Source organism: Mycobacterium sp. IEC1808 (assembly GCF_002101935.1).
GTDB lineage: Bacteria > Actinomycetota > Actinomycetes > Mycobacteriales > Mycobacteriaceae > Mycobacterium.
Genome location: NZ_LQPV01000037.1, coordinates 14,915 through 40,451, shown reverse-complemented (window position 1 = coordinate 40,451; position 25,537 = coordinate 14,915). Strand labels below are relative to the sequence as shown.

Annotated in this window: 22 protein-coding genes; 13 read left to right on the top strand and 9 right to left on the bottom strand. The window is 68.6% G+C overall.

Annotated elements, in window-relative coordinates; translation table 11 throughout:
- Positions 1 to 4: 4 nt before the first annotated feature.
- The gene (locus tag AWB92_RS20140) at positions 5 to 988 is read left to right on the top strand and encodes a ParB/RepB/Spo0J family partition protein (RefSeq protein WP_085188803.1); all 984 of its coding nucleotides are present in this window, start codon (positions 5 to 7) and stop codon (positions 986 to 988) included.
- 275 nt (positions 989 to 1,263) lie between these two features.
- A complete protein-coding gene (locus AWB92_RS20135; protein WP_068133929.1) occupies positions 1,264 to 2,016 on the top strand; it encodes an acetyltransferase in 753 nt (250 codons plus the stop codon).
- On the opposite strand, the gene AWB92_RS20130 is transcribed toward AWB92_RS20135, so the two are convergent.
- From AWB92_RS20130 to murJ, 6 genes are all read right to left on the bottom strand, one after another.
- Positions 2,013 to 3,233, bottom strand: coding sequence for an N-acetylmuramoyl-L-alanine amidase (locus tag AWB92_RS20130; protein WP_085188801.1), 1,221 nt, complete (start codon positions 3,231 to 3,233; stop codon positions 2,013 to 2,015). The genes AWB92_RS20135 and AWB92_RS20130 overlap by 4 nt on opposite strands.
- Before the next feature lie 132 nt (positions 3,234 to 3,365).
- Positions 3,366 to 3,719, bottom strand: a complete 354-nt coding sequence (trxA, locus tag AWB92_RS20125) for a thioredoxin (protein WP_068111571.1) — start codon at positions 3,717 to 3,719, stop codon at positions 3,366 to 3,368.
- Positions 3,716 to 4,723: a thioredoxin-disulfide reductase gene (gene trxB, locus AWB92_RS20120; RefSeq protein WP_085188799.1), complete on the bottom strand. Its 1,008-nt coding sequence runs from the start codon at positions 4,721 to 4,723 to the stop codon at positions 3,716 to 3,718. Before trxB ends, trxA begins: the two co-directional genes overlap by 4 nt.
- Before the next feature lie 152 nt (positions 4,724 to 4,875).
- Entirely contained in the window at positions 4,876 to 5,607 is a 732-nt protein-coding gene (locus tag AWB92_RS20115) for a hypothetical protein (protein ID WP_085188797.1), read from the bottom strand.
- Positions 5,600 to 6,211, bottom strand: a complete 612-nt coding sequence (gene sigM / locus AWB92_RS20110; protein WP_085188795.1) for an RNA polymerase sigma factor SigM — start codon at positions 6,209 to 6,211, stop codon at positions 5,600 to 5,602. Before sigM ends, AWB92_RS20115 begins: the two co-directional genes overlap by 8 nt.
- Positions 6,212 to 6,280: 69 nt before the next feature.
- Complete coding sequence (murJ, locus tag AWB92_RS20105) at positions 6,281 to 9,889, bottom strand: murein biosynthesis integral membrane protein MurJ (RefSeq protein ID WP_085188793.1); 3,609 nt, start codon at positions 9,887 to 9,889, stop codon at positions 6,281 to 6,283.
- A gap of 98 nt (positions 9,890 to 9,987) precedes the next feature.
- On the opposite strand from murJ, the gene AWB92_RS20100 reads away from it, so the two are divergent.
- On the top strand, positions 9,988 to 11,172 hold the full coding sequence (locus AWB92_RS20100; protein ID WP_085188791.1) for an RNA-guided endonuclease TnpB family protein: 1,185 nt from the start codon (positions 9,988 to 9,990) through the stop codon (positions 11,170 to 11,172).
- A gap of 50 nt (positions 11,173 to 11,222) precedes the next feature.
- Here the strand turns inward: AWB92_RS20100 and AWB92_RS20095 are convergent, their stop codons facing one another.
- On the bottom strand, positions 11,223 to 13,610 hold the full coding sequence (locus tag AWB92_RS20095) for a hypothetical protein (RefSeq protein ID WP_085188789.1): 2,388 nt from the start codon (positions 13,608 to 13,610) through the stop codon (positions 11,223 to 11,225).
- A complete protein-coding gene (locus AWB92_RS20090) occupies positions 13,607 to 14,341 on the bottom strand; it encodes an NUDIX hydrolase (protein WP_068178826.1) in 735 nt (244 codons plus the stop codon). The genes AWB92_RS20095 and AWB92_RS20090 overlap by 4 nt, the downstream gene beginning before the upstream one ends.
- A 111-nt stretch (positions 14,342 to 14,452) precedes the next feature.
- Between AWB92_RS20090 and AWB92_RS20085 the strand changes: the two genes are divergently transcribed.
- From AWB92_RS20085 to AWB92_RS30665, 9 genes are all read left to right on the top strand, one after another.
- Positions 14,453 to 15,895, top strand: coding sequence for a CCA tRNA nucleotidyltransferase (locus tag AWB92_RS20085; protein ID WP_085188787.1), 1,443 nt, complete (start codon positions 14,453 to 14,455; stop codon positions 15,893 to 15,895).
- A gap of 71 nt (positions 15,896 to 15,966) precedes the next feature.
- Positions 15,967 to 17,418 (top strand): MinD/ParA family protein, encoded by a 1,452-nt coding sequence (locus AWB92_RS20080; protein WP_085188785.1) that lies wholly within the window; start codon positions 15,967 to 15,969, stop codon positions 17,416 to 17,418.
- Positions 17,419 to 17,528: 110 nt separating this feature from the next.
- A complete protein-coding gene (locus AWB92_RS20075; RefSeq protein ID WP_241523531.1) occupies positions 17,529 to 18,176 on the top strand; it encodes a hypothetical protein in 648 nt (215 codons plus the stop codon).
- Positions 18,173 to 19,879 carry a hypothetical protein gene (locus AWB92_RS20070; protein ID WP_085188781.1) on the top strand — a complete coding sequence of 569 codons (1,707 nt, stop codon included), beginning with the start codon at positions 18,173 to 18,175 and terminating at the stop codon, positions 19,877 to 19,879. Before AWB92_RS20075 ends, AWB92_RS20070 begins: the two co-directional genes overlap by 4 nt.
- Before the next feature lie 62 nt (positions 19,880 to 19,941).
- Positions 19,942 to 20,451, top strand: coding sequence for a pullulanase (locus tag AWB92_RS20065; RefSeq protein WP_085188779.1), 510 nt, complete (start codon positions 19,942 to 19,944; stop codon positions 20,449 to 20,451).
- A 76-nt stretch (positions 20,452 to 20,527) separates the two neighbouring features.
- Entirely contained in the window at positions 20,528 to 20,857 is a 330-nt protein-coding gene (locus AWB92_RS20060) for a DUF2563 family protein (RefSeq protein WP_085188777.1), read from the top strand.
- A complete protein-coding gene (locus tag AWB92_RS20055) occupies positions 20,824 to 22,677 on the top strand; it encodes an alpha/beta hydrolase (protein ID WP_085188775.1) in 1,854 nt (617 codons plus the stop codon). Before AWB92_RS20060 ends, AWB92_RS20055 begins: the two co-directional genes overlap by 34 nt.
- Before the next feature lie 213 nt (positions 22,678 to 22,890).
- The gene (locus AWB92_RS29515) at positions 22,891 to 23,322 is read left to right on the top strand and encodes a hypothetical protein (RefSeq protein WP_142282203.1); all 432 of its coding nucleotides are present in this window, start codon (positions 22,891 to 22,893) and stop codon (positions 23,320 to 23,322) included.
- Between the two features lie 685 nt (positions 23,323 to 24,007).
- On the top strand, positions 24,008 to 24,169 hold the full coding sequence (locus AWB92_RS30665; protein ID WP_241523530.1) for a hypothetical protein: 162 nt from the start codon (positions 24,008 to 24,010) through the stop codon (positions 24,167 to 24,169).
- Between the two features lie 196 nt (positions 24,170 to 24,365).
- On the opposite strand, the gene AWB92_RS30660 is transcribed toward AWB92_RS30665, so the two are convergent.
- Positions 24,366 to 24,626, bottom strand: a complete 261-nt coding sequence (locus AWB92_RS30660; protein WP_085188773.1) for a hypothetical protein — start codon at positions 24,624 to 24,626, stop codon at positions 24,366 to 24,368.
- Between the two features lie 160 nt (positions 24,627 to 24,786).
- Between AWB92_RS30660 and AWB92_RS30655 the strand changes: the two genes are divergently transcribed.
- Positions 24,787 to 25,530, top strand: coding sequence for a DUF5632 domain-containing protein (locus AWB92_RS30655; RefSeq protein WP_085188771.1), 744 nt, complete (start codon positions 24,787 to 24,789; stop codon positions 25,528 to 25,530).
- The last annotated feature ends 7 nt before the right edge of the window (positions 25,531 to 25,537 follow it).

The window sequence follows — 25,537 nt, the reverse complement described above, 5'->3', positions numbered from 1 at the left end:
GACCATGACGCAGCCGTTACGCAAGAAGGGTGGCCTCGGCCGGGGCCTGGCTTCCCTGATTCCCACCGGCCCGGCGGAGGGCGACTCGGGTCCGGCGACGCTGGGTCCCCGGATGGGCGACGCGGCGGCCGATGTGCTGATCGGCGGGCCGGCGCAGGACGCCGCCTCGGTCGGTGCGGTCTACCGCGAGATCGCGCCCGGCGATATCGAGCGCAACCCACGGCAGCCTCGGCAGGTGTTCGACGAAGAGGCGCTCTCGGAGCTGGTGCATTCCATTCGCGAGTTCGGGCTCCTGCAGCCGATCGTGGTCCGCGCGGTGACCGGGGCGCCGAGCGGCGCGCGGTACCAGATCGTGATGGGGGAGCGGCGTTGGCGCGCCGCGCAGGAAGCGGGCCTGGCCACCATCCCGGCGATCGTGCGCGAGACCGGCGACGACAACCTGCTGCGCGACGCCCTGCTCGAGAACATCCACCGAGTGCAGCTCAACCCCTTGGAGGAGGCGGCGGCCTACCAGCAGTTGCTCGACGAGTTCGACGTCACGCACGACGAACTGGCGTCGCGCATCGGCCGATCGCGGCCGCTGATCACGAACATGATCCGGTTGCTGAAGCTGCCGATCGCGGTGCAGCGCCGGGTCGCCGCGGGGGTCCTGTCCGCCGGGCATGCCCGTGCGCTGCTGTCCTTGGAGGCCGGCCCGGAGGCGCAGGAGGAGCTGGCGAGCCGGATCGTCGCCGAGGGTCTCTCGGTGCGCGCCACCGAGGAAGCGGTCACCCTGGCCAACCGCGGCGACGGGGCCGCCCCGGCGGCGCCGCGTCGCAAGCCGATCCAGATGCCCGGCCTTCAAGACGTTGCTGACCGGCTGTCCAACACGTTCGACACCCGGGTCACGGTCAGCCTGGGCAAACGCAAGGGACGGATTGTCGTCGAGTTCGGCTCGGTGGAGGACCTCCAGCGGATCGTCGATGTGATGACCCCACCCAAGGCCTGACCATCCACACGGTGTAATTACGTCACTGTGACACTGGGCCCCTCCCGGGCCCGAAATCGCCGGCCTCGTGTGCCCTTGCTCGGCGGAGTTTCGATGTGCCCCAAGATGTTTCGCGGTTTGCCGGACCGCCGACCGGCTGTCCGGACCATTCTGCGGGGCCGGCTGAAGTGGCGGGGCAAACACTGGTCCGATGAGGTCGAACTCTCCTATCCTGGAGGGGCTGCTGATGGCCGGGAATGGGTTGGCCGCAGTACCGCACGGAAGCCAGGAGGCTAGTGTCCGCTCGAATCACGCCGCTTCGGCTCGAGGCTTTCGAGCAGCTTCCCAAGCACGCGCGCCGCTGCGTGTTCTGGGAGGTCGACCCGGCGACCCTCGGTAACCAGGACCACCTCGCCGACCCCGAATTCGAAAAAGAGGCCTGGCTGTCGATGGTGATGTTGGAGTGGGGTTCGTGCGGGCTGGTCGCGACCGCGATTCCCGACGACGAACGCAGCCACTCCGAGCCACCGTGCCTGGGGTATGTCCTCTACGCCCCGCCGCGCGCGGTGCCACGGGCGCAACGGTTTCCCACCGCTCCGGTGTCCGCCGATGCGGTGTTGCTGACGTCGATGAACATCGAGCCGGGGCAAGCCGCCGACGATCTGCCGCATGGGCTCATCGCCCGGGTCGTCGACGAGCTCGTCCGACGCGGCGTCCGGGCCCTGGAAGCTTTCGGTCGCACATCGGAGGCGTCCGAGCTACAGGATCCGCGGTTGGTGGATCCCGATGTCCGGCCGGTGCTGGAGGCGCTCGGCGACTGCTCGGTCGACCACTGCATGATCGACGCCGAATTCTTGAAGGACGTGGGATTCGTTGTGGTGGCGCCGCACCGGTACTTTCCGCGGTTACGGCTGGAGTTGGACAAGGGACTCGGCTGGAAGGCCGAGGTCGAGGCGGCGCTGGAGCGCCTGCTGGCCCAACTGGAAGAACCGGTGGGTGCTGGTTCTTCCGCCGCGGGAAATACGCTGCGGGCCAACGAGAGCGGTTAGGAACCGCCCAGCCGCGACGCGCGTTCCACCGACAATTCGTGAGCCAGCAGCTCGGCGAAGGTGAAGGTGCCGGTGGGGCGGTCGTTCTTGCCGAGCAGGTAGAGCCGCTTGACCGCGGCCAGGATGCCCTCGGCGATGGCGTCGCGGGTCTGCGTGGAGATCAGCATCGCGCGGTCGCGCGGGTTCGTGATGTAGCCGACGTCGACCTGGACGGTGGGCATCCGGGTGAGCCGCAGCAGATCCCACGTCCGGCCATGCGTGCGGCAATCCCGTAAACCGGTGCGCGCCACCACTTCTCGCTGAATGAAGTCGGCGAGATTGCGTCCGATCGTGGAGACCGAACCGTGCGAGTTGCCGAAGTGAAAGGAGGCCACGCCGTTGGCCGACGGGCTGGTCTGGGATTCGCAGCGCAGGCTGATCATGAGGTCGGCTCCGACGTTGTTGGCGGTAGCGGCGCGTTCGGCGTCCGACGGGCTGCGATTGGTCGGCCGCGACAGGAACGTCTCCATGCCGATGGCGGTCATCCGGCCCTCGAGCCGACTTGCCAAGTCCCACAGCACATCTGCTTCGCTGACCGGGCCGCCCGGGCCCTGCATGATGGCGCCGTGGTCCGTGCCGCCGCGGCCCGGATCGATGATGATGCGCTTGCCCGACAGTTTGGGCCCGGAGCGGCGGACCAGCTCTTCCTCGCGAATGGCATGCGGGGACCCGCCGCTGACGCGGGAACTGAGAAAGTACAACGAGCGCAAGGTTTCCGGGCCGCAGATGCCGTCGGCGGCGAGCCCGTATTCGCGCTGGTACGACATCAAAGCGTTGTGGGTCTGCAGGCCGAAGTGCCCGTCGACCAGGCCGGTGTAGAAACCGAGGTCCTGTAACCGCGCCTGCAGGGTCGCGACGTCGTCGCCGTAAAGCGGTGCGCCGAACTGGTGATACAGCGTGCGCGCGCCCAGCCGATACGAGGCCTCCTTCAGCGCACGGTAGGTCGCTTCGCCGACGATGCCGTCCACCAGCAATCCGCGGTTCTGCTGGAAGGCGCGTACCGCCTGATCAAGGTGGTCGTCGAAGACTTCGAGGGCCACGTGTCGCCCGGTGGTCATGTCTTCGTCGGGATTGTCCAGCAGCCCTAGCGCGGCCAGCGTCGCCCGGATTTCGGTCACGGCAGCGCTGCGGTCACCACAGCGCAGCGCGTCGCCGTATTCACGGCGCTGACTCGACATACCAAAGGCCCTCCGGGACAAATTGACAGGCTGAATACGGGCAACGGCTAAGCGCTATTGTCGCAGATGCTTCTCAATTTTCGGAAAACCCCAGGCTAAGCGCCGGGGCGTGGTGCGACGAACTGGTTGGCGTCAGGCGAGGTTGGGAACCGCGTCGGAAAGCTCGCGCAGCAACGCCGCCTTGCCCTTGGCGCCGACGATCCGCTTCACCGGTTGGCCGTCCTTGAACAGGATCATGGTGGGAATCGAAACCACCTGAAAATCCCGGGCCGTTTCCGGGTTGGCGTCCACGTCGAGCTTGGCGATGGTGATCTGCTCGGCGCGCTCGCTCGCGATCTCCTCCAGAACCGGGGCGACCATCTTGCATGGCCCGCACCAGGTGGCCCAAAAGTCAACCAGCACAGGCTTATTGCTCGACAGCACCTCCGAGGAGAAAGACGCGTCAGAGACTTCTATTGTGGCGCCAGCCTTTTCGGCGTCGGTCATCGCGGTGCTCCAATCAATGTGTCGGTACCCTCAGCGCTTCCGGTTGCAGACTCGTCTTCCCGTTCGGCCAGCCAACGCTCGGCGTCGATGGCCGCGGCGCAGCCGCTGCCCGCGGCGGTGATCGCCTGCCGGTAGGTGCGGTCCACCAGGTCGCCGGCCGCGAATACGCCCTCCACCGAGGTGCTGGTGGTGCGGCCCTGCACGAGGACATAGCCGTCGGGATCGACGTCGACCTGATCGCGCACCAGCCCCGAGCGCGGCTCGTGACCGATTGCCACAAAAACGCCGGTGACCGCGAGGGTCGATTCTTCACCAGTTATGTTGTCGCGCAACCGCAATCCGGTCACCGTGGTGTCGCCCTCGACGGCGAGCACGGCGGCGTTGGTGATGAACTTGATCTTGTCGTGGTTGCGGGCGCGGTCGAGCATGATCTTGGATGCCCGGAACTCGTCGCGCCGGTGTACCAGCGTCACGCTGCTGGCGAAGCGGGTCAGGAAGATGGCCTCCTCCATCGCCGAGTCGCCGCCGCCGATGACGGCGATGTGCTGGTCGCGGAAGAAGAACCCGTCGCAGGTGGCACATGAACTCACGCCGCGCCCCAGCAACTCCTGTTCGCCGGGCACCTGCAGGTAGCGAGCGGCCGCGCCCATGGCCAAGATGACGGCTCGTGCGCGGTGGGTCTCCCCGTCGGCGGTGACGACGGACTTGACCGGCCCGTCCAGGGATACCGATTCGACGTCTTCCATCCGCAGGTCCGCGCCGAACCGCAGCGCCTGCTCGCGCATCTCGTCCATCAACTCCGGGCCGGTGATCCCGTCGCGAAAGCCCGGGTAGTTCTCCACCTCGGTCGTCGTCATCAACGCGCCACCGAACGAGGTGCCCTCGAAAACCAGGGGGGCCAGCTGCGCGCGGGCGGTGTAAAGAGCCGCGGTGTACCCGGCGGGGCCGGAGCCGATGACGATGACGTCGTGAATGGTGTCGTGAGCGGGGGTATCGGCAGTCATTCGGGCCTTTCAGGTACGGAAGCTACGCATACGAACGCCAGCGTAGGCGTAGGTGTTCCCGGGTGTCGGGCACCACACTAGGTGTCATGGCGGCGACCCGCCGCGCCCGGCTGCGCCGCGCTTGCGATCGCCGCTAGGCATGCTGGCGGCGACTACGCCCGCGGGACCTGCGTGTTGGCCAGCAACCCGGTATCGGCGGCGCTGCAATTCGGCGCCACCGCGAAGACCGCCAGATTTTCGGGCGTGTCGCCGGGCAACACCAGCAGCACGCCGGGGCGGGCGTTGATGTCGACCGGTCGCGCGCCCAGCACCTGCGTGGACGCCGAGTAGCCCAGGCCGCTGAGGCAGGACGCCCGCAGCGCGGGGTCGCCGAGCGGGCCGTAGTCCGGGCTGCGGTGGAGCAGTCCGAGGATCTCGGGCTGTGACAGCGGAATCGTCGGCGGCGGCGTCGACACCGTGATGTGCTCGGCGGTGGCCGGGGTGCTCGGGGCGGGCTCCGGGGCGCTGACCAGCGCCACCGTGCCCACGCCGACCGCCGCCAGCACGGCGCCCACGCCGAGCAGGCCGGCGACCACCCTGGGGGCACCCAGATGCGGCCGGGCCGCGTGTGTGAGACCGGTGTGATCGGCCGACCGCAACGCCTCCGAGATCCGCGCGGCGACTTCGGGGGGCACCTCGGGCGCGGACGCCGGATCGGCCCCTAACGTCGCGACGTCGCAGCGCACCTGGTTCAGCGCGCGCAGCATGCCCTGCGCCTCCGGGTCTTCGCGGACGCGTTTACGCACGCGGGCCGCGGCATCGTCGTCGAGCAGACCGGCCTGAAGGTCGGCCAGCAGCTCGACGGTCAGGGGCGGCTCGGCGGCTTCGTCGTCGGGTTCACCCATCCGCCCCAGTGTCCGTCATGCGCTGCTTGACGGCCATCGGTGGGCCCGCGTCGGGACCGGTGTCGAGGTAACCGAGCAGCTGGGCGAGGCGGACCCGGGCGCGGGAACACCGGCTCTTGACGGTGCCCTCGGCGACGCCCAGCAGCGCGGCGGTGTCGGCGACGGAATAGCCCTGCATGTCGACGGCCACCACCGCCGCCCGCTGCTCGATGGGAAGGCGCATCAGGGCCCGTTGCACCACGATCGCCGTCTCGACCTGCGCGGTGCGATCGGCGACGGGGTGCACGTCCTCGAGCGGGGCGGTCGGGTGGGCCTTGGTGCGGCGCAGCCGGTCCAGGCACGCGTTGACCACGATGCGGTGCAGCCAGCTGCCGACGGCCGCGTCGTGCCGGAACGATCCCGCCCCGCGATGTGCCGAGAGCATCGCGTCCTGCAGCGCGTCCTCGGCGTCCTCGCGGGTGCGGGTGGTCAGCCGTGCCAGCCGGTGCAGCTGGCGGTGGTGACGGTGGAACAACTCGGCGAACGCGTAGCGGTCGCCGGCTACGTGGGCCGCGAGCAGTTCGGCGTCGCTGCGTTCGCCCTGGCTGTTCCCCCCGAGACCCACGGCCGGACACTAACTAATCGGTGGTCGCGCGGCACTTCACCAACGCGGGGGCTGTGGGCGCCCGCTCCGTCAGGAGGCTGCCTGGACCGTGACTTCCGAGAAGCTGGCCTGGCTCTTGCCGTTGGTGGTTCCCAGCGTGGAGATCCACACCAACACGTTCGACGTCGCCGAGCCGCCCCGGACGGGGATGACGTTGTGACCAGGCTTGAGCGCGAAAGCCGGCGCCAGCACGGTGGTGTCTTCGAGCTTGGACGGCGCCGCGGTCGAGGCCGAGCGAATCTCAACCTTGGTGCCGCTGCTCGGGGTGTCGATGGTTACCTGACCGACCACGGTGGGGTTGGGCAGCTGCAACATCAGCCCTTCGCCCTGCTTGAAGGAGGGGAACGGGACGGCGTCGGTGTAGACCTCGGTGGACCAGGCGGTCGAGGGGTCGCCGTCGATCGCCTGCCCGGCCTGACCGGGGTTGTCGGCGTCTCCGTCGGGGGAGTAGACCGTCGCCTTGGTGGGTTTGACGACGCTGCCGGCGGCCGCGGAATTGGGAGCGGACGACGACGCCGACGACGACGGGCCGTTGAGCCCGAGCTCGTCTTTGTTCAGGCCGCCGCCGACGTTGCCGAAGATCTTGCTCACCACCGACGCAAGCACCAGCAAGGCGACCACGATGACGGCGACGGCGGCCCCGACACCGATCAGCACGTTGCGGCGCCGGCGCGCGAAGGTCGCGTACTCGCGGCCGGGGGACAACCGGGTGGTGGGAGGCAGCGCGGGCGAATCGTCGATCGGGCCGAGCACCTCGGTGCGATCGGCCACCGCCGTCGCCTGCTGCAGCAAGTTCAAAAGGGTTGAGGCGCTGCGGATTCCGCCGTCTTCTTGAACCGCCCGTACCGCGACCGCGGATACCTGGAACGGGATCTCGCGGTCGATCACCATGGGTTCGACGGGATTCCCCGATGAATCACGCTCGGCCGGCGCCAGCCCGCTGCGCACCCCGGATTCCGGCAGCGGCCACCGATTGACCAACAGCGCATACAGGGCGGCGCCGATTCCGCGGATGTCCTGTTGCGGGTTGCCGTCGGGCATGGTCGCGGGATAGGCCAGCACCACGTCGCCCTCGATGCTGACGCGCACCCGGCTGGGGTGATCGATCGACAGGGCGACCCCGGCGCGGTGGGCGGCGTCGGCGGCGGCGGCCAGCGATTGCATCGCGCGGACGGCGCCGATGGGCGACGGTGCTGTGTCGGCTACCTCCTGCAGCGAACCGCCGCGGATCCACTCCGAGACGACCAGGCCGCCGGAGCCGGTGTGGACCACGTCGAGCACGCGGGCGATACCGGGCTTGTCGATCCGGCTCAGCCGCAGGGTTCGAGACAAGATGTCCTGCAGCACCTCGCGGGGCAGGGCTCCGTCGGGATCGACGAAGGTCAGCGCCACCTGCCGGTCCAGCTTGGTGTCCAGCGCCTGCCAGAACTGCAGCGGGGGTGCGCCGCCGTGGAAGACCAGCAGCCGATACCGGCCGCCGGCGATGCGGGCGCCCGGGACGAGGTGCACGTCGTCCCCGGCCCCGACGGCGGTGTCGACCGACAGGTCGCCGTTCAAACGGTCGGTCGGGCGCGGCGCCGGCCGTTCATGGGCCGGACCGGGCGGAATGTCGGGCTGGAAGTCGTCGGCGACTGGGCGCGGAGTCTCGGCGCCTGACCCCAAATCGGATCCAGCGCTAGATGCGCTCTCCAATGGGCGGTCGGTCACCTCCGGTCCTTTCGCTACTCGGGCGCTGGCTACCCGCTCCGGAGGCCTGCGCCGGATCGGCTCCTGGACCGCACTTCCCCCCGGCGGGGACGAATTCCTCTGCTCAGGGTACGTGACGTGGCCCGGCCGAGACGATCCCTGTTGCCCGGCCGATTTGCGCGAAGCTACCGCGACGCGCGGTCCGCAGCGCGAAAAGCGGCGCCTGAGCGCGTCAATCGCCGCCTGCGCTTCGGGCACCCGCGCACGGACCATGACCGCGGCCATGATCGGCAACATGATGATCGCCAGGACCAACAGCCGCAGCAGCGAGCCCAAGCCGCCGTGGGCCGTCAGCCGGGCGAGCCCGAGCAGCCGATCGGCCACATGCGCGACGAGGCCGGCCAGCATCGACGCGACGATCGTCACCAGGATTGTCCGCACCGCCCCGACGTCGATCAGGTGGCCGCCCTTGGGCAGCAGCGCCCGTCGCAGCAGGTAGTAGCCGACGATCGCGCCGGCCAGGAAGCCGATGCCGTTGGCCAGGCCGAGGAAGCCGGCCACCAGCTTGGGGTCGTGGGTCAGGTGGGGGGCCAGCACCGAGCCGACGATCTTGACGGCGGTGATGACCAGGATGAGCACGATCGGCGTCCAGGGTTGTTCGCGCGCGTAGAAGACGCGCAGCTGCAGCAGCACCAGGCCGTAGGGGATCAACGTGAACGCCGACAATGCGATCGCGGCGCCCAGGTAGCCGGCGTCGACCTCCCCGAAATGCCCATAGGCGAACAGCGCGCTGCCGATCGCCGGGCCGCCGACGGTCATGAACGCCACGATCGGGATCAGCGTGAAGAGCGTCAGCCGGGTCGCCAGCGACAGGTCGGCCAGCACCGCCCCGGTGTCATCGGCGGCGGCGTTGCGGCTCAGCCGCGGCATCACGACGGTCAGCACCGTCACGCCGATCATCCCGTAGGGCAGCTGCAGCACCAGCCAGGTGTAGTTGTAGATCGCCGGACCGGACGCGGCCGCGGTGCTGGCGATCTGGTTGCCGACCACCAGGCCGAGCTGGCTGATCACCACGTAGAGGACCATCGCCCCGGCCATCGCGCCGAACCGCTTGAGCCGCTCGTCGATTCCCCACAGCGGGCGCAGGCTCACGCGCTGGCGTTTCAGCGCCACCAGCAGCACGGCGGTCTGCGCGAACACGCCAAGCGTGGTGCCGATGCCAAGCACCAGCAGCTTGGCGTTGCCCATCCGAACGGGATCGACGGACAGCTCGCCCGGCACCGCCAGGTACACGCCGAGGGTGGCGAGCGCGACCACGTTGTTGACGACCGGGGCCCACGCCGTCGGCCCAAACACATTGCGGGTGTTGAGAATTGCCATGAACACCGACGTCAGGCCGTAGGCGAGCACCTGCGGCAGCAGCAGGTAGGCGAAGGCGGTGGTCAGTGGCTCGTTGACCTGCGGGGAGCGGCCCAACATCAGCCGCACCAACAGGGGCGCGGCCACGACCGAGAGCGCGGTGGCGACCAGCAGCAGTGCGGTCGTCAACGTGACCAGGCGTCGCACGAACGCCGCGCCGCCGTCGGCGTCGCCTTGCTCGGCGCGGGCCAGGACCGGCACGAAGATCGCGGTGAACGTCGCCTCCAGCACGAGCGCCGCCACCAGGTTCGGCAGCTGATTGGCCACCGAGAAGGCACTCGACAGCGCGGCACCCAGGATGGCGGCCAACACGACGATGCGCGCGAAGCCGGTGAGGCGGCTGATCAACGTCGCGAAGGCCATCGCCCACGACCGCGACACCAGGGCGGCGTCGGACAGCTCGGGCCGGCGCCGCGCGAGCTCAGGCACCGGCGGCAGGGGACCGGTCGGTGGGCCCGGCCGGCCGTGGCGCGGCCCCGCCGGCAGGCGCTGTGGTGGCGGCTGTGCGTGCGTCCGCCGGTGGGCGTGATCCATCAGTTTTGCGGTGTGGAAACCCGCGGCTTTAGCCGGGGAAGAAGAGGCCGCATTCCTCCTTTCGGCAGGATGTCGGTGGTCGTTCTTAGGTTATTGGCGTGTCCAGATTTCGATTGCGTCCGAACCCCGAGCAAGCAATGGCGTTGGCTGAACAATGTCGTCACGCCCGGTTTGTATGGAATCGGGCCGTCGAGCAGCAGCAGCACTGGCAACCAGGTCGTCGGGCGCCGGGCTATAACGAGCAGTGTGCCCAGTTGACCACAGCCCGCGCCGAACACGAGTGGCTGGCAGCCGGATCGCAAACCGTGCAGCAGCAGGCCTTGCGCGACTTCGCCCAAGCAATGCGCAATTATTTCAATGGCACCCACCGCCGCCCAACATGGCGTAAGGCTGGCACCCACGAAGGATTTCGGCAGGTCGGATTCAAAGCGCGCCACCTCAAACGGCTCAACCGCCGCCAGGGACAGGTATGGATACCGAAGATCGGGTGGGTTTGGTTTCGGTGGACCCGCGCCATCCCTGCCACGGTGAAGTCCTACCGGGTCACGTTGGATCGATCGGGGCGCTGGCACATCGCCTTTGCCGTTATCCCAGAACCCGTTTCGGGACCTGGTGATGGCAGCGTCGTTGGCGTTGATCGCGGCGTGGCGGTATCGGTTGCACTGTCCAACGGCGAGCTGCTGCGCGCTCCCGGCCTCAGTGTTGGTGAAGCTAGGCGACTGCGCAGGTTGCAGCGGCGTCTGGCCCGCGCGCAGCGCGGATCGCGCCGCCGGACGGGAACCAAGCGGGCCATTGCGCGGTGGCGCGTCCGCGAAACCGATCGCCGCCGTGACTGGGTGGAAAAGACCACCACCGATCTGGCGCGCCGCTTTGAGACCATCCGCGTCGAGGACTTGAACGCGCGGGCGATGACCCGCTCGACACGCGGGACTAGGGAATGTCCGGGCACTAATGTCGCCCAGAAACGGGGCCTCAACCGTGAGATCAGCCGCCAAGGGTGGGGACTGGTGGCGGCCCGACTCAAGCACGAGGTCAAGGGGCGGCTGGAATTCGTCCCGGCAGCGTATACGTCGCAACGATGCTCCCACCGCGGGCACGTCGCGCCGGAAAACCGCAAGAGCCAAGCGGTTTTCCAGTGCGTCGCCTGCGGCGCGGGGCCGTGCCACGCTGACGTCAACGCCGCACGCAACATCGCCGCCGGACGGGCGGTGACAGCACGGGGAGACCTCGGCACTGGCCGGTCTGCGAACCGTGAACCTCAACTCTGCTCTCCTGCTGCCTAAGTGCGACGGGGAAGGGTTGGAATCCAACGGCTTGAAGTCGATGGAGGACGTCAAACGCGGGGTTTGTGCTCGACCCGATCGTCGATCTCGTCGTGCAGGTCGGCGGATCTGGGATGCGGCGGGTCGGGGCGGTCCAGGTCGGCGCGGTCGGGCTGGCCGCGGAACCGGTGCCACAGCCGGCGACCGGCCAGCAGCACCAGCACCGCCGCCGCGCTGAGCGTGATCGCGAACAGCACCTTGCCGTACGCGTTGGAATGCACCGACAACCGCACCGGCTCGCCGAGCCGCATACCGTCGGGGGTCCGCAGCGTCACATCGACCGCGACGCGCTGGGTGAAGTTCACCTCGATCGGCACCCGGAGCGGCAGGTAGCCCGGCGGCAATTCGATCTGGCCGACGTCGGTGACCGTCATGCCCGGCGGGGCGTCGACCTGCAGCCGCACCCGGATGGGGACCGCCAGGCCGTTGTGCAGCGCCAGCGGAAGCGGGCTGTGCTCCGTGGCCAGGGTGTAGGAGCCGCCCGGGTTGACGATCGTGACCGCACCGAACAAGTCGCTGATCGTCTTGCCGACCACCACCAGACGCTGTTGGGCGAGCCCGTTGCGGGTGTCGGGCGGTTCGGATTGGCTCAACGCGCGCAGCATGTCCTCGCGCAGCGGCGCGGTGTACTGGACGCCGGTCAGGCCGGTGCGTTCGTCGGTGGTCAGCGCGGAGGTGAGGCCCCACAGCCGGCCGACCTGGGCGGCGATGTTGGCGGTGACGTCGTCGGTGAACCGGCCACGCGCGGAGCCGTCGTTGGCTGCCTGCTCGGGCGGCTCGGTGCGGGCCGCGGCCTCGGCGATGACGGCGGGCAGCGGCCTCGGCACCGCCAGGCCGGACCGGATGCTGGTGGCCAGCGCCGTCAAGATGACCTGCGCGTCGTCGGCCTGCAGGTTCCACGTCGCCGGCGGCACCAGCAGCTGGGTGCGCGGCACCGCATCGCGCTGCAGCGCGTGCCAGAAGATCGAACCCAACGCGTCCTGGCGCCGGGCGGTGTTGGAGTCGTGCGAAAGGCGGACGGTCAGCGAGGAGTCCAGGTAGGTGGGGGCGATCGGGTTGTTGCCCGCGCCAGCGAGCGCGGCGCCGACGGCCGGGTCGAACGGCGCGACCACCACCTGCGGGGACAACCGCCGGGGCGCGGTGTCGACGCCGGCCGGGTTGTCTGTTGTCGAGTTTTGGGCGGACAACTCGCCGGCGGCGATCGCGACCGTGCTGTCATCGGCACTGAGCAGGCTGACGGTTCGGCCGGTCAACGGGCCGTCGGGCAGCAGCGTGGCCCCGCGGGTGGACTGGACGTCGAGGATGCGGTCGACGATGCCGCCGACGCTGTTGGTGGCGGCTGCGCTCAGCCCGGGGTCGTTGACGCGTTGCAGGGCGTCGAGGTCGGCCTGGGCGTAGGGCAGCGGCGCCACGCAGGTGCGGTGGGACAGGGCGCGCAGCCGGTTCAGCCACTCGGTCGCGGCGGCCTGGCCGGTTCCCGGGTGGGTCGGGGTGCCCGGCAGCTGGGCGGGCCCGTCGGGCGAGTTGGACACCACGTAGCCCGCGGTCATCGCGTTGACGGTGACCAGCAGGTCCGGGTCGACGGCCAGGCACAGCGCGTGGCTGACGGCGCCGTCGGGGTCGACGTCGTGGCTGGTGGCGACCTCCGCGGCGGCGAGCAGGATGTCCAGCCGCCCGCCGGTGGCCAGGGAGGTGGCCAAGTCGTCGTCGACCAACCGGACCGGAATGGTGCCGCCGGGCACGCCTGGGGACAGCCGCGGCCGATCGGCCAGCGGCCAGAGCATCGTGATCCACACGGGTTTGGAGGTGTCGGGCGCGACGGCGGAATTGACGTCGTCGGCGTGATCGGGCGGCACGCCGACAACGGGCAGCAGGAACCGCGCGTTGTCGAGGCGGGCCGGAGCGCCGTAGTCGGGTGTCCCGTTGACGTTGACCAGGACGGGGTAGATCCCGGGCTTCTCCATCCCCAACGACGGCTTGGTCAATGCCCGCAGTGGGGCCGCCAGAGTGAAGCTCACTTCCTGGCCGCGCTGCAGCTCGGGGGCCACCGTGAGGAAATCGGCGGCCGGCTGGTACTGGTCGGTGCTGCCGTCCAGCGAGGTGCGCAACGCCGCGGAGTCGTTGACCGCCGGCGCGTGCTCCAACCGGACCATGACGTCGCGGACCGGGCGGTCACCGATGTTGGTCACCATTCCACTGACGGTGACGACGGGTGGGCTTGTCGTGGTGACCACGTCCGGGGTCACCTGGTCGATGCGGACCCGGACGAAGGGCGTCTCCCCGGGTTCGCCCGCCGCCGCGCGCGGGGTGGGCCCGGCGAGCACCGCAAAACCGGCCACGATGCTAACCACGGCGGCGAGGCGCACGAAGCCGGCCCAGCAGAGTCGGAGAGCCGTCACGGCCCTGGCCCGTGACCGTTCTTCCGGCCCGCCACGGGCTTGTCGGAATGCCGGGTCCGTGAATGCGTTTGCGGGCGTCGCCGCGGCGAGCTCGGCGGCAGCGGCGGAAGCGCGGACGGGCCGTCGCTCTGCAGCTTGTCGATCAGCTCGTCGGCGACCTGGGCGAGGCGGCGCTCGTCGGCATAGGCCAACCGGGACGGCAGCTCGCCGATCGGCACCCACGCCACCTCGGCGACTTCAAGGTCCTCGTCGGAGAGCTCGCCGCCGGAGAAGCGCATCAAATAATGGTGCACGGTCTTGTGCACCCGGCGGCCGTCGGTGACGAACCAATAGTCGATGCGTCCCAGCGCGGCAAGCACGCTGCCGCGAATACCCGTTTCCTCGGCGACCTCGCGAATCGCGGTCTGTTCCGCGGTCTCGCCCATCTCTATATGTCCTTTGGGCAGCGACCACAGCATCCGTCCGCGCCGATCGACGCGGCCGATCAACGCCGCGACCTGCTCGTCGCGCGGCCCGTCGATTCCGTCGATGACGAGACCGCCGGCGGAGGTTTCGTGGACGGTCTTGAGTCGATCGGGGACGCCGCGGGATGGCCGGGACCGCCGGGGTTTCGAAGGCGACGAGTCGCCGTTCGTCTGGGGATCCTTGGGGGTTTCGGCCGCGGCAGCCGCGCCACGACGCCGACGCCGCCCCCGGCGTCGACGTGGTTTGGCTTGTTCGGCGTCCGACACCCAAGCGATAGTAGCTGGCACGGGCTGGTCTTCCCGAGATACTCGCCGCTAGTCGCCGTCCGGCGGCGCGGGGTCAGTGTCGGCCGCGTCACCCGACTACGCTGATCGAACGTGCCTGACGCCGCCCAGGATGCCAACCTGCTGACCGCTGCCGCGGTCGCCCTGAACAAGCACGCCTCCGTGCTGGGTGAATTGGGTGCGCTGTTCGATGCCGGCGGTCACGAGCTGTACCTCGTCGGCGGTTCGGTGCGAGACGCGTTGCTGGGCAGGCTCAGTCCCGACTTGGACTTCACCACTGACGCCCGCCCCGAGCAGGTCCAGGAATTGGTGCGGCGCTGGGCCGACGCGGTGTGGGAGACGGGGATCCAGTTCGGCACCGTCGGCGTCGGCAAGGGCGACTATCGCCTGGAGATCACCACGTTCCGCGCCGACGCCTATGACCAGGTGTCACGCAAACCCGAGGTGCGCTTCGGCGATCGCCTCGAGGACGATCTGGTGCGCCGCGATTTCACGGTGAACGCGATGGCCGTGCGGGTGCTGCCGACCGGCCCGGGTGAATTCCTTGATCCCCTAGGCGGTTTGGCGGCGCTGCGCCAGCGCGTGCTGGACACCCCGGCCGCGCCCTCGGTGTCGTTTGGCGACGACCCGCTGCGGATGCTGCGCGCCGCGCGGTTCGTCTCGCAACTCGGTTTCACCGTCGCGCCGCGGGTGCGGGAGGCGATCGAAGAGATGGCGCCGCAGCTGGCGCGGATTAGCGCCGAGCGGGTGGCCGCCGAGCTGGACAAGATGCTGCTCGGCGACGACCCGGTGGCCGGCATCGACCTGCTGGTGGAGACCGGGATGGGTGAGGTGGTGCTGCCCGAGGTGGGCGGCATGCGGATGGCCATCGACGAACACCACCAGCACAAGGACGTCTACCAGCATTCGCTGACGGTGCTGCGCCAGGCCATCGCGCTGGAGGACGAGGGACCGGATCTGGTGCTGCGCTGGGCGGCACTGCTGCATGACATCGGCAAGCCGGCGACGCGGCGGCACGAGGCCAACGGCGGGGTGAGTTTTCACCACCACGAGGTGGTGGGTGCCAAGATGGCCCGAAAGCGGTTGCGGGCGTTGAAGTATTCCAAGCAGATGGTCGACGACGTCTCGCAGCTGGTGTTTCTGCACCTGCGGTTCCACGGCTACGGCGAGGGCAAGTGGACCGACTCGGCGGTGCGCCGCTATGTCACCGACGCGGGGCCGCTGCTGCCGCGGCTGCACAAGCTGGTTCGCGCCGACTGCACGACCCGCAACAAGCGCCGGGCCGCCCGCCTGCAGGCCAGCTACGACCGGCTGGAGGAGCGGATCGCCGAGCTGGCGGCCCAGGAGGACTTGGCGCGGGTGCGCCCCGATCTGGACGGCAACGCGATCATGGAGCTGCTCGGCATCCCGGCGGGCCCGCAAGTCGGCGAGGCGTGGCGGTACCTGAAGGAGCTGCGCCTGGAACGCGGGCCGCTGACGACCGAGGAAGCAACCGCCGAGTTGCTGTCTTGGTGGCGGTCGCGCGGGAACGCCTGAAAGGCCCGACTTCGGCCACCGGGCATAAAATGCAACGCGGATGCCGGTCTTTGTCCTGATTAGGAGGCCATATGACCGAACGTACAGGCGCAGATTCCGACGATCATGCGACTCCGCCTGCGGTTCCCGCCGGCCCGCCCGAGGCCGTAGCGAACGGGTCAGGGCCGGTGCCGTTGCGCCCACAGGACGACAAGCTCGACAACGGGGCTCCCGCGGCGGAGACGCCAAACGACGCCCCCTATCAGTGGCCGGACCAGCCCGCGTTCCGCCACGGCGGGCCGCTCGACGAGACCGCCACGCTGTTCGACCGCTCCAGGGCGCCAGGCCCCACACGTGGACGGGGCCGCGAATCCGGGCCTGCCCCAAGCAGACCCGACGCCGGCCAGTACGGGGGCCCGCGCCCCGACGGATGGGCCTCAGCCCAGCAACCGCCGGCATCGGGCGCCGCCTCGCCGCCGCGGCCGGATGTCCCCACTGACCCGCCGGGCCCGGCGTGGCCGCAACCGCAGCAGCAGGCGGCGGCGCCGCCGACGGGAAGCCCTGGCTGGGGTCAAGCCCAGCGTCCGCCGCCGCCGCCGTTGAATTATGTCGACAGCATCCGCCGCAGCGACCTCGTGCCGACCCGGCGCATCCCACCCGGCCGCGGCTGGCGCAAAGCCGTTTACGTCGCCAGTTTCAAGCTGATCAATCTGGGCTGGTCCCCTGACGAGCGTTATCAGGCCGAACTCGAAGCCAAGATCCGGACCCTGTTGCGCGGCACCTACAAGATCGGCGTGCTGGGCAAGGGCGGGGTCGGCAAGAGCACCATCGCCGCCAGCGTCGGGTCGGTGTTCGCCGAGTTGCGAAACGACGATCGCGTGGTGGCGATCGACGCGGACACCTCGTACGGCAAGCTGGCCAGCCGGATCGACCCGTCGACGGCGAGCTCGTACTGGGAGCTGGCCACCGACCGGCACCTGTTCTCGTTCGCCGACATCCGCGCCCGGGTGGGCAGCAACAGGGCCGGCTTGTTCGTGCTGGCCGGGGATGCGGCCACCGCCAGTCGCCGCGTGTTGGACCCGGCGATCTACCGCGAAGCGACGACGCAGCTCGACAAGCACTTCACCTTGTCGATCGTCGACTGCGGATCGAGCCTGGATTCGCCGGTGACCCAGGAGGTGCTCGCCGGTGTTGATGCGCTGATCGTGGTGTCTTCGCCGTGGTACGACGGCGCCTCGGCGGCGGCGCAGGCCCTGGATTGGCTGGCGAATCATGGGTTCAACGGTTTGCTACAGCGCACGGTGGTGGTGGTCAACGATTCGGACGGGCACGCCGCCAAGCGCGACATCGCGCTTTTGGTCCAGCGCTTCGGCGGCCGGGGCCAGAAAGTGATCGAGATTCCCTTCGACGGGCACCTGCGCCCGGGCGGGGTGATCGACGTCAAGGACGAGATCAACCGGACCACCCGGCGACGCCTGTTGGAACTGGCCGCCGCGTGCGCCGAGCATTTCACCACGACCGCTGGCCGGCCGAGGGGACTGTGACCGCTGACACCGCCGAAAGCGCTTGTCGGGCGTTGGCGCGGGTGCAGTGCGACGAATATCATCGAAAGATTCCAATGGTCTGAAGTCCGCCCAGGAGGCATACTGCACGTATGTTGAATTCCGATGGGCGCCTTCGGGTCGTCGCTGAAGGATTTGCGCTGCCCGGGCGGATGCTGGCGCTACCGCCGGAGAACGAGTTCTTGATGTCAGCGGGTTTCGGCGGCGTTGCAGCGCTCTGCGCAGCCATCATCGTGGCCCTCCTTGTGCTGCTCGCCATGCAGCGGGCGTCGCGGCGACACCGGATGGAGCTCGAGCAGCAGGAACGCCAGAATCGGGAACGTCGGGATGATGAGCAGCACGCGGCCGCGGTGACGCGATGCTGGCAGCGGCTGGTGTGGGTGGTCGAGACCGCGGGCATCGAGCCGGCGGCTGGTAATGGTGCCACCCTTGGCCTCGGGCTTGGGCCGGAGCTGGCTTTGGAAATCTTGCGAGGGCTCCTGCGCGACGCGGAGCACCTCGGAGACGACACGCTCGCCAGGGCCGTGTCGGTCTACCTCGGCCAGTTCACGCTGGTGTTGGCCCAGCAAGGCAGCCTGCTCGATGAACCTCCTGGCGATCTGCCTTCTACCGCTGCGGGCGCAAAGCCAGACCTGCTCGCAATGCCCGAGGCGCTCCGAGCGGCACCCCGACCGTTGGGCGACGAAATCCCCGAACCGGGCCGGCGGATCGCCGCGGGTGGGAGGCGTCGGCGCCAGTGACAACCACACGGCAACACATCGAAGACCTCGACCGCGACGAGTGGGCGGCTTTGACAAAGCGCGCCGCTGCAGAAGCGGTCGCTGCTGCGGCGCGGCTGGGCACAAAGCCCCCCGCGGTGTTGGCGGTGATGGCCGCGATGACCGAACAAGACCTTGTCGAACACCGCAACCGGTTTGGCCCCGCGCGAACTCGCCTCTCGCCGATGATGCAGGTCGTCGAGGCGGACCAGTTGCGGCTTGCGGCCGAGCGCCGGGCACGCGAGGCCCAACAAGACAAGCAGGACGCCAACGCCGCCGCGTCGATGGCGCAGGCGGAGGCTGAACAGTCTGCGCGCGCCGCCGAAGAAGCGCGCGAGCGCGCCCGTGCTGTCGAGGCGCAGGCGGCCAGCAAAGACACCGAGTGGGCGGGCGAACGAGCGGCGGCACGCCAGGCCTTGGAGAGGGTGCGCGCCGAGCTCGGGCGGGCCCGTGCTGACGCAGCGGCCGACGCCGCCGTAGCCCGGGAGCTGGTCAGCGCCGCTGAGGCCCGCGCCGAACAGGGGATCGCCGAGCTGGCAGCCCAACGCGTGGCGGCGGAACAAACATTGCACACGCTGCGCGCCGAGCTGGAACGGGTCCGCGCCGACGCGATAACCGCGGCCGCCGCGGCGCAGGAAAAGATCAGGGCGGCGGAGGCACGCGCTGAGCAACGGGTCGCCGAGCGTTCGGCCGAACGAGCGGCTGCCGAGCAAGCCCTGCAGGAGGTGCGTGCGGAGCTGGAGCGGGTCCGCGCCGATACGGCGGCCGAGGTTGCCGCGGCTCACCAGCAGGTCAGGGCGGCGGAGGCGCGCGCCGTGCAAAGGTTCGGCGAGCGGGCCGCCGATCGAGCGATAGCGCAGGAAGCCCTGCAGCAAGTGCGCGCCGAGCTGGAGCGGGTCCGCGCCGACGCTGCTGCGGAGGTTGCGGCCGCGCGCGGGCAGATCAGTGGTGACGTGGAGGCCGGACAGCGAGCCGCGAAAGCCGAGGTCGACCGGGCGCGAGCGGAAGCGAATAAGGCCATCGCACGCGCGCAGGCCGAGGCCGAACAGGTCCGCGCCGATGCCGCCGCCAAGGTCGCGGCCGTGCGCGAGCGGGCCGATAGTGAGATGGCCGCTGCGCGCGAGCAGGCCGAGCGTGAGATTGCGGCCGTGCGTGAGCAGGCCGAGGGTGAGATCGCGGCTGCGCGCGAGGCCGCAGACGCCGAGGTGGCACGTGTGCGCGCGGAAGCCGACGCTCGCCTCGCCGCCGCGACGCCAGCCGCGTCGCCCGAGTTGTTGACGATCCCCATCCCGCCGCCGGGAGTGCGGGCGCATACGGGCCGTATTGAAGACGCGCTCGCTGTGGTACATCAGATTTATTGCGTCCTCGAAGCCGGCGTGGCTGACGATGTCGGACCGGCGGGATCGGTCGACGTCGAAGAGGTACGCCGCCTCGTGAAGACGGTGCAGGAGCAGGCCGCCGATTTGTCGCAGGAGCTTCGCGACCTGCCCGCGCAGTACAGCGCAGCGTGGCAGGTGGACGCCGCGGCCGGATACGCCAGCGCCGCGGCCAATGCCTATGGTGCTCTGCTGCAACGGATTTCGGCCGTGACCGAACAGCTGGCGCGCCCCGACGAAGACACTGATGCCGAAGTCATCGAGTTGGTCACGACCATGTTGGCCGAGCACCCGTGGCGAAGGCGCTAACGCTCAGCGTCGGCTCATGGAGTTGCGGGAACGCCTAGCGGTTGCCCAGCGTCCGACAAGGCATGGATTACTGCCTGGGTAATGACGATGGCTCCGCGGCCATTTGGAACGGCCAGCCCAACCTCGATTTGGACGGCGACGGCCGTCTCGATGCAATCGGGTTGGATCTCGACGGCGACGGCATGCAGGACGACGCGCTGGCGGATTTCGACGGTGACGGGATGGCCGACCACGCCGTCCTCGACCTTGACAATGACGGCGCCCCGGAGGCGTATTTCACCGACGACGGGTCAGGGACGTGGGGGGTCGCCTTCGATCGGGGCGGGCAGCTGCGGTGGTTCGGGCTCGACGGCGTCGAGCGCATCGGAGGTCCGCTGGTCGACTTCGACGGGCACGGTCAGGCCGACGACCGATTGCTCGATAGCGACGGCAACGGGGTGGCCGACCGGGTGCTGTGCGCCGACGAGGGGGTTATAACCGGGTACGTCGACTCCGACGGCGACGGGCACTGGAACGTCAAGCTGACCGATGCCGACGGCGACGGGCTGGCCGACGGGGCGAGCGCCTTATGACTGAATTGACGGGGGAAGGGGCGCTTATTAGCTTGGCCACCAGTTCAGCCTGCGCGCGGGCCGGGAGGGGGTAGCGATGTTCGTCGACACCGACATGCTGCACTCGGGGGCCAACGATTCGCACCGCGCCGGCGGGCATGCACAGGAGGGGGCCGATCAGCTGTCACGGGGCCCGCTGTCAGCCGGGATGTTCGGCGCTTTTGCTGCTGCCGAAACGTTTCACGAGGCGGTGACCGTGGCACACGGGCGGCACGTCGAGGCCTTGCAGAACCACCAGCAGACGCTGACCGGACTCGGCCACAATGCGCATTACGCCGCCAACCAGTTCACCAATATGGATGACCGCAACGCCGCCGAAGAGCGGGCGGTGCGATGGACTTCCGATACATCAGCCGTTCGCACCTGATTGCCGAAGCCGGGGGCGACCCCTGGGCGATTGACGACAGCCTGCAGTCTGGGCGCCCAGCGCAGATATCCGAACTGGCGCAGGCGTTTCACGACGCCGGCCGCTGTACCGCCGAATCCGCCGCCGCCTTCGATGCGGCGCGCCGCCGGTTCGAGGAGTCCTGGAATCGGGTGGCCGGCGAACACCCGATCAACGACTCGGTCGAAGTGGGGCGCACGGCGCAGTCGCTCGGGGCCCAATCTTTGCAGCTGGGAGGGATTGGAGCGGACCTGGAAGGTGTCGCGGCCGCATTGGCCGAGGCGCAATCCGCTGGCGCCGTGGCGACCTCGACGTTGGAGATGCGATTGCGAGAGGTCGATGACTTGCTCGGCCATGCCCTCTCGCTCGAGAAGGATAGCCGGCTCGCGTCGGACGATCGCCTCGCGCTCGACGCGCTCATCGGTGCGTTGGAGCAGCAGGCCGTTGACGACACTGCGGCCGCGTTGGGCGAGCTTCGGTCTCGGCGCGATGGCTACTCGCAGTTTTTGCGGAGGTCGCTGAGTGCCTTGCGCTCCGACGGCTACGACCCGGCGGTTCTTCACACGGTGGATGCCCCGGCGAATCTTGAAGAGCTGCTCGAGATTCCGCCATCGGGAACGAGCGCCGAGGAGGTCAACAGGTGGTGGAAAACTCTCAACGGCGAACAGCAGGGCCGATTGATCGCCGAGCATCCTTCTGAGTTGGGAAACCTCAACGGTATCCCCGTCGCCGTGCGAAGTCGCGTGAATGAGGCGGTGATGAATGACGACCTTCGCCGCGTGGAAGAGCTTGCTAAGTCGCGCGGTGTGGGCGTCAACGATGTGCTAGCCCAACCCGTCGAGTACGGGCTGACCGGTGTCGCAATCGGCCGCTACGCCAACGCTTTTCGCACCCAAAGCGGCCTAAAAGCGCCGGATGGCGTCGCGGACGTCTTTCTGTTGAAGTACCAGCCCGAGGCTTTCGGAGGTGAGGGGTCCGCGGCCATCGCGGTTGGCAATCCCGACACCGCGGTCAACACGGCGGTTTTGGTGAAAGGGGCGGCCACGTCAGTGCGCGAGGGGACGCTGGCCGAGGTCGAAGGTATGCGCCTGTATCGGGAATCCGCCCGCGCCGATTGGGGCAACCCGACCGCGGTGGTGACGTGGATTGGCTACGACGCGCCGAACAACTGGTTCGATCCCGGCCTTCGCGAAGTGGAGATGGCCCGGCAGGGTGCGCGAGTGCTGGCCGCCGACGTCAACGCCCTGGCGGTCACCCACGAAGGTGCACCAACCCATATGACGGTGATCGGCCACTCCTACGGATCAACCCTCGTCGCGGACGCGGCGGCGGCCTTTGGGATGCACGCAAACGACGTGGTGTTGATCGGATCCCCAGGCACCGACCTCGCGCAATCGGCGTCCGACTTCCATTTGCCACAGGGCGGGCACCTCTACGTCGGCGCGGCGTCGGGCGATGCCGTCACCTGGTTGCCTGCCCACGTGACCGGCCCCGGACTCATCGGCGTGAACTTCGGCGGACTCGGCAACGATCCTGCCGTCGACGGCTACGGCTCCACCCGCTTCAAAGCCGAAGTGGCGGGCAATTCGATAAACCCGGCCTTTGATCATCTGCACTATTTCGACGACGGGTCGGAGTCCCTATTCAGCATGTCCGATGTGGTTTCCGGCCATGGTGATGCGCTGCAGCGCGACGGCATAACGGCTCGCCATCGCGGTGAATACGGCCTGGGCCGTTTGGTCGACCCCGAACTCTTGCGTCCCGCGACGGGTGCGCACCGCCATCGGGGACCGGCGGAGTAATCGCAAGCGGGCGTCGCGCGAGCTGAATGAGCCGGCGTAGTCCGGTATCCAACAAGGCTGCCGACGACGACGGCTTGAAGTGACATTGGGGCGCATCCGACTAGCCTTGAGTAGGTGATGAATCCTCAGCCACCTCCGATGGCGGAGTGGACACCACCCCCGGCGCCCGGCAGGCCACGGCCTAATGGCGGCATTGCTGTAGGTCTGGTCCTGGTGGGTCTCATCGCAGTGGCGGCGCTTGTTGTGGGCATCATTGCGCTAACCCGGCCGACGACCAGTAGCGCTGGAAAGGCTCCGACCGCCGCAACGCCTTCGCCGACGTTTACACCCGACCAGGTCGCGAGCGCAAAAAAGGAGCTGTGCTCGGCGTATCAGCTTGCAGCTCACTCGGTGAATGTGGACACGCATGCCTCAGACGCCGCTATTGCGCGGGTGTCGCTAGTCAATGGGGCGGGGCTGCTGGACGCTGCGGCCGCAAATCCGGCTTTGAGCGCGAGTGATCGCGACGCTGCAAGGGCATTAGCTTCGGCTTATCGCACCTCCAACGCCGTCAGCAGTGGGACCGATCCCGCTTCGCCGCAATATCAAAGGACAATTGACGAGGTGAATCGACTGGATGACGTGATGGCGGCAATCTGTCGGTAGACCCGAGCATCTCAATCTGTAGGACATGGCGGGTTGCTGAGTCCCGCGCACTGTCCGACGGACCACAGGGACGGTGGGAGCCTAGCTCGGAGAGGGGTATTAATGGCGGGGGATTTGCCAGCGGGCAAATATACGGCCGCTCTCATCGGTGCATGGTGGCCACAGCCATCATCCGAACTTCGCATCGGCGCTGGACATTGGGGCGCGCTTGGACAGCAGCAGGTCCAGTACGCTCGCAACCTTCATGACCAGTGGACAGCTTTAGCGTCACGAAATCAGGGGCACACTGTCGATGATCTGGTCTTCCGTTTCCAACAGGGCGAAAAGCACCATCTTGACTTGGCCGAGAAGTACCAGCTCAAAGCAGACGCCTTTGAGAAAGGTGCCGACGCAATTGACAACCTGAGGGAGGGGCTTAGGGGAATCGCTGACGATTACAACCAACGGATTGAGAATATCGAAAGCTCCAAGGAGCCCGAGGTTGTCAAGGCCGCGGAGATTCAGAACCTCATCATCGAGGCGAATGGATTTGCAGGGTATAAGTCCGACGCGGCCGTCTCCACAATCATGGACGCCGCTCAGAAAATTCTGACCGCTGAGGGCATTAGCACCTCACCGCAAGACTTCTTTGGGAGTCAAGGGCTAGGTCCGGGGGGGTCCACCGCGAGCCCTAGTGGCAGTACTGGTGACAGCCCACAATCGGGAGGCGGCGGCCACATGGGTGCTGCTGGCGCCGCGGGCCCCGGTGTCGGTTCGCAGCCCGGGGGTAGTAGTGGCCACATGGGTGGCGCTGGCGCCGCGGGCCCCGGTGTCGGTTCGCAGCCCGCGGGTAGTACTGGCCATATAGGGGGTGCTGGTGCGGATGTTCCCCTCAGCTCTGGTGACAGCACACCAATCAACGCTCCTGGCGTTGGCCATGTCCCGAGTTCGCCCGCAGTTACTTCTCCCTTACCTGGTGGCTCAGGACTCTCTCCCGCCGCCGCTCTCGGGGGGCTCTCGCCGAACCAGCTCGGGCAATCATTCGCCCAAGGAATGATGACGGGTCAGCCGGCGGCGGCAGGTGCCCATGACTTGTCGCAGGGGTTGATGAACACAACGGGCGCGTCGGCAGCGCCACCAGCCCAGGCGCCGGTCGTGCCGCCGGTAGCTCCATCAATTGGGGCCAGCGGTATCGAATCGGCGGCGGTGGACCATGGCTCGAGCGCGTCGGCCGCCACTCCCGCCGGCGCCCCGCTGTCCTCGACCGGCGGCGCGGTCCCAGTCGCCGCACCGATGCCGGTGTCGGCACCGGCCGCTCCTGTCACAGGACCCCCGGTCGTCCCCGCCGGCCCGTTGCCCGCCTACGGCTCCGATCTTCGGCCCCCTGTTGTGACCCCTCCGGCGGTGTCGGCGCCGACCACCCCAGTATCGGGCGCTCCGGTAGCGCCCTCGCCATCGACGTCGCCTTCAGCGGGCAGCCCGTTGATGTCGACGGTCCAGCGTGGCGCCGCCGCCCAGGCCGCGGGCAGTGCGGCGACGCCGGCGGGCGCGTCGGCGTTGTCGGCGGCAACTGGCGCCCTGGCTGGCGACGTATCGAGCCGGGCCGCGGAACAGCAAAGGCTGCAGCGCCTCGTGGACTCGGTGGCTCGTCAGGCCCCGGGTCTGTCTTGGGCCGCCGGCTTGCGAGACGACGGCACAACGCTTTTGGTCGGCAGCATCGGGTGCGGGTGGATCCCGCCGAACGTCAAAATCCCCGTTGGCGTGAATCGATTACTCGAGCCTGCGCTTCGCCGGTCCGACGCCGACGTGGTTGACCTACTGGGAGCCGTTACGGCTGCGGCAGTACACAAGGCCCACGGATTCATCGCCAAGCCGGGACCGGATGACCCGCCCCTTACCAATGATCGCGTGGCGCGCACCGGCCCGGAAGTGGAAGAGCTTGGCCCAACCCTGGTTGAGGCCGTTCGACGCCGCGACGGATTGCCGCGAATCGCCCAGACCTTGGCACAAGCCGCGACACGGGAAACAGGTGTCACCGAGAACGAGGTTGACGCGTTGCAGCGTGAGCTGCAAGCCGCGCACAACAAGGCGCTGGAGGATCCTCACAACCTGTCGCGGGCAGCCGACTGGATGCTCCTCGCAGCGGTACAGGCTCTTATCGAAGGCCACGAGTGGCTCGCGCACTACCACGTAGCGTGGTATGAAGCGGTTTCGCCAAAGCTGGGGTGACTACCCT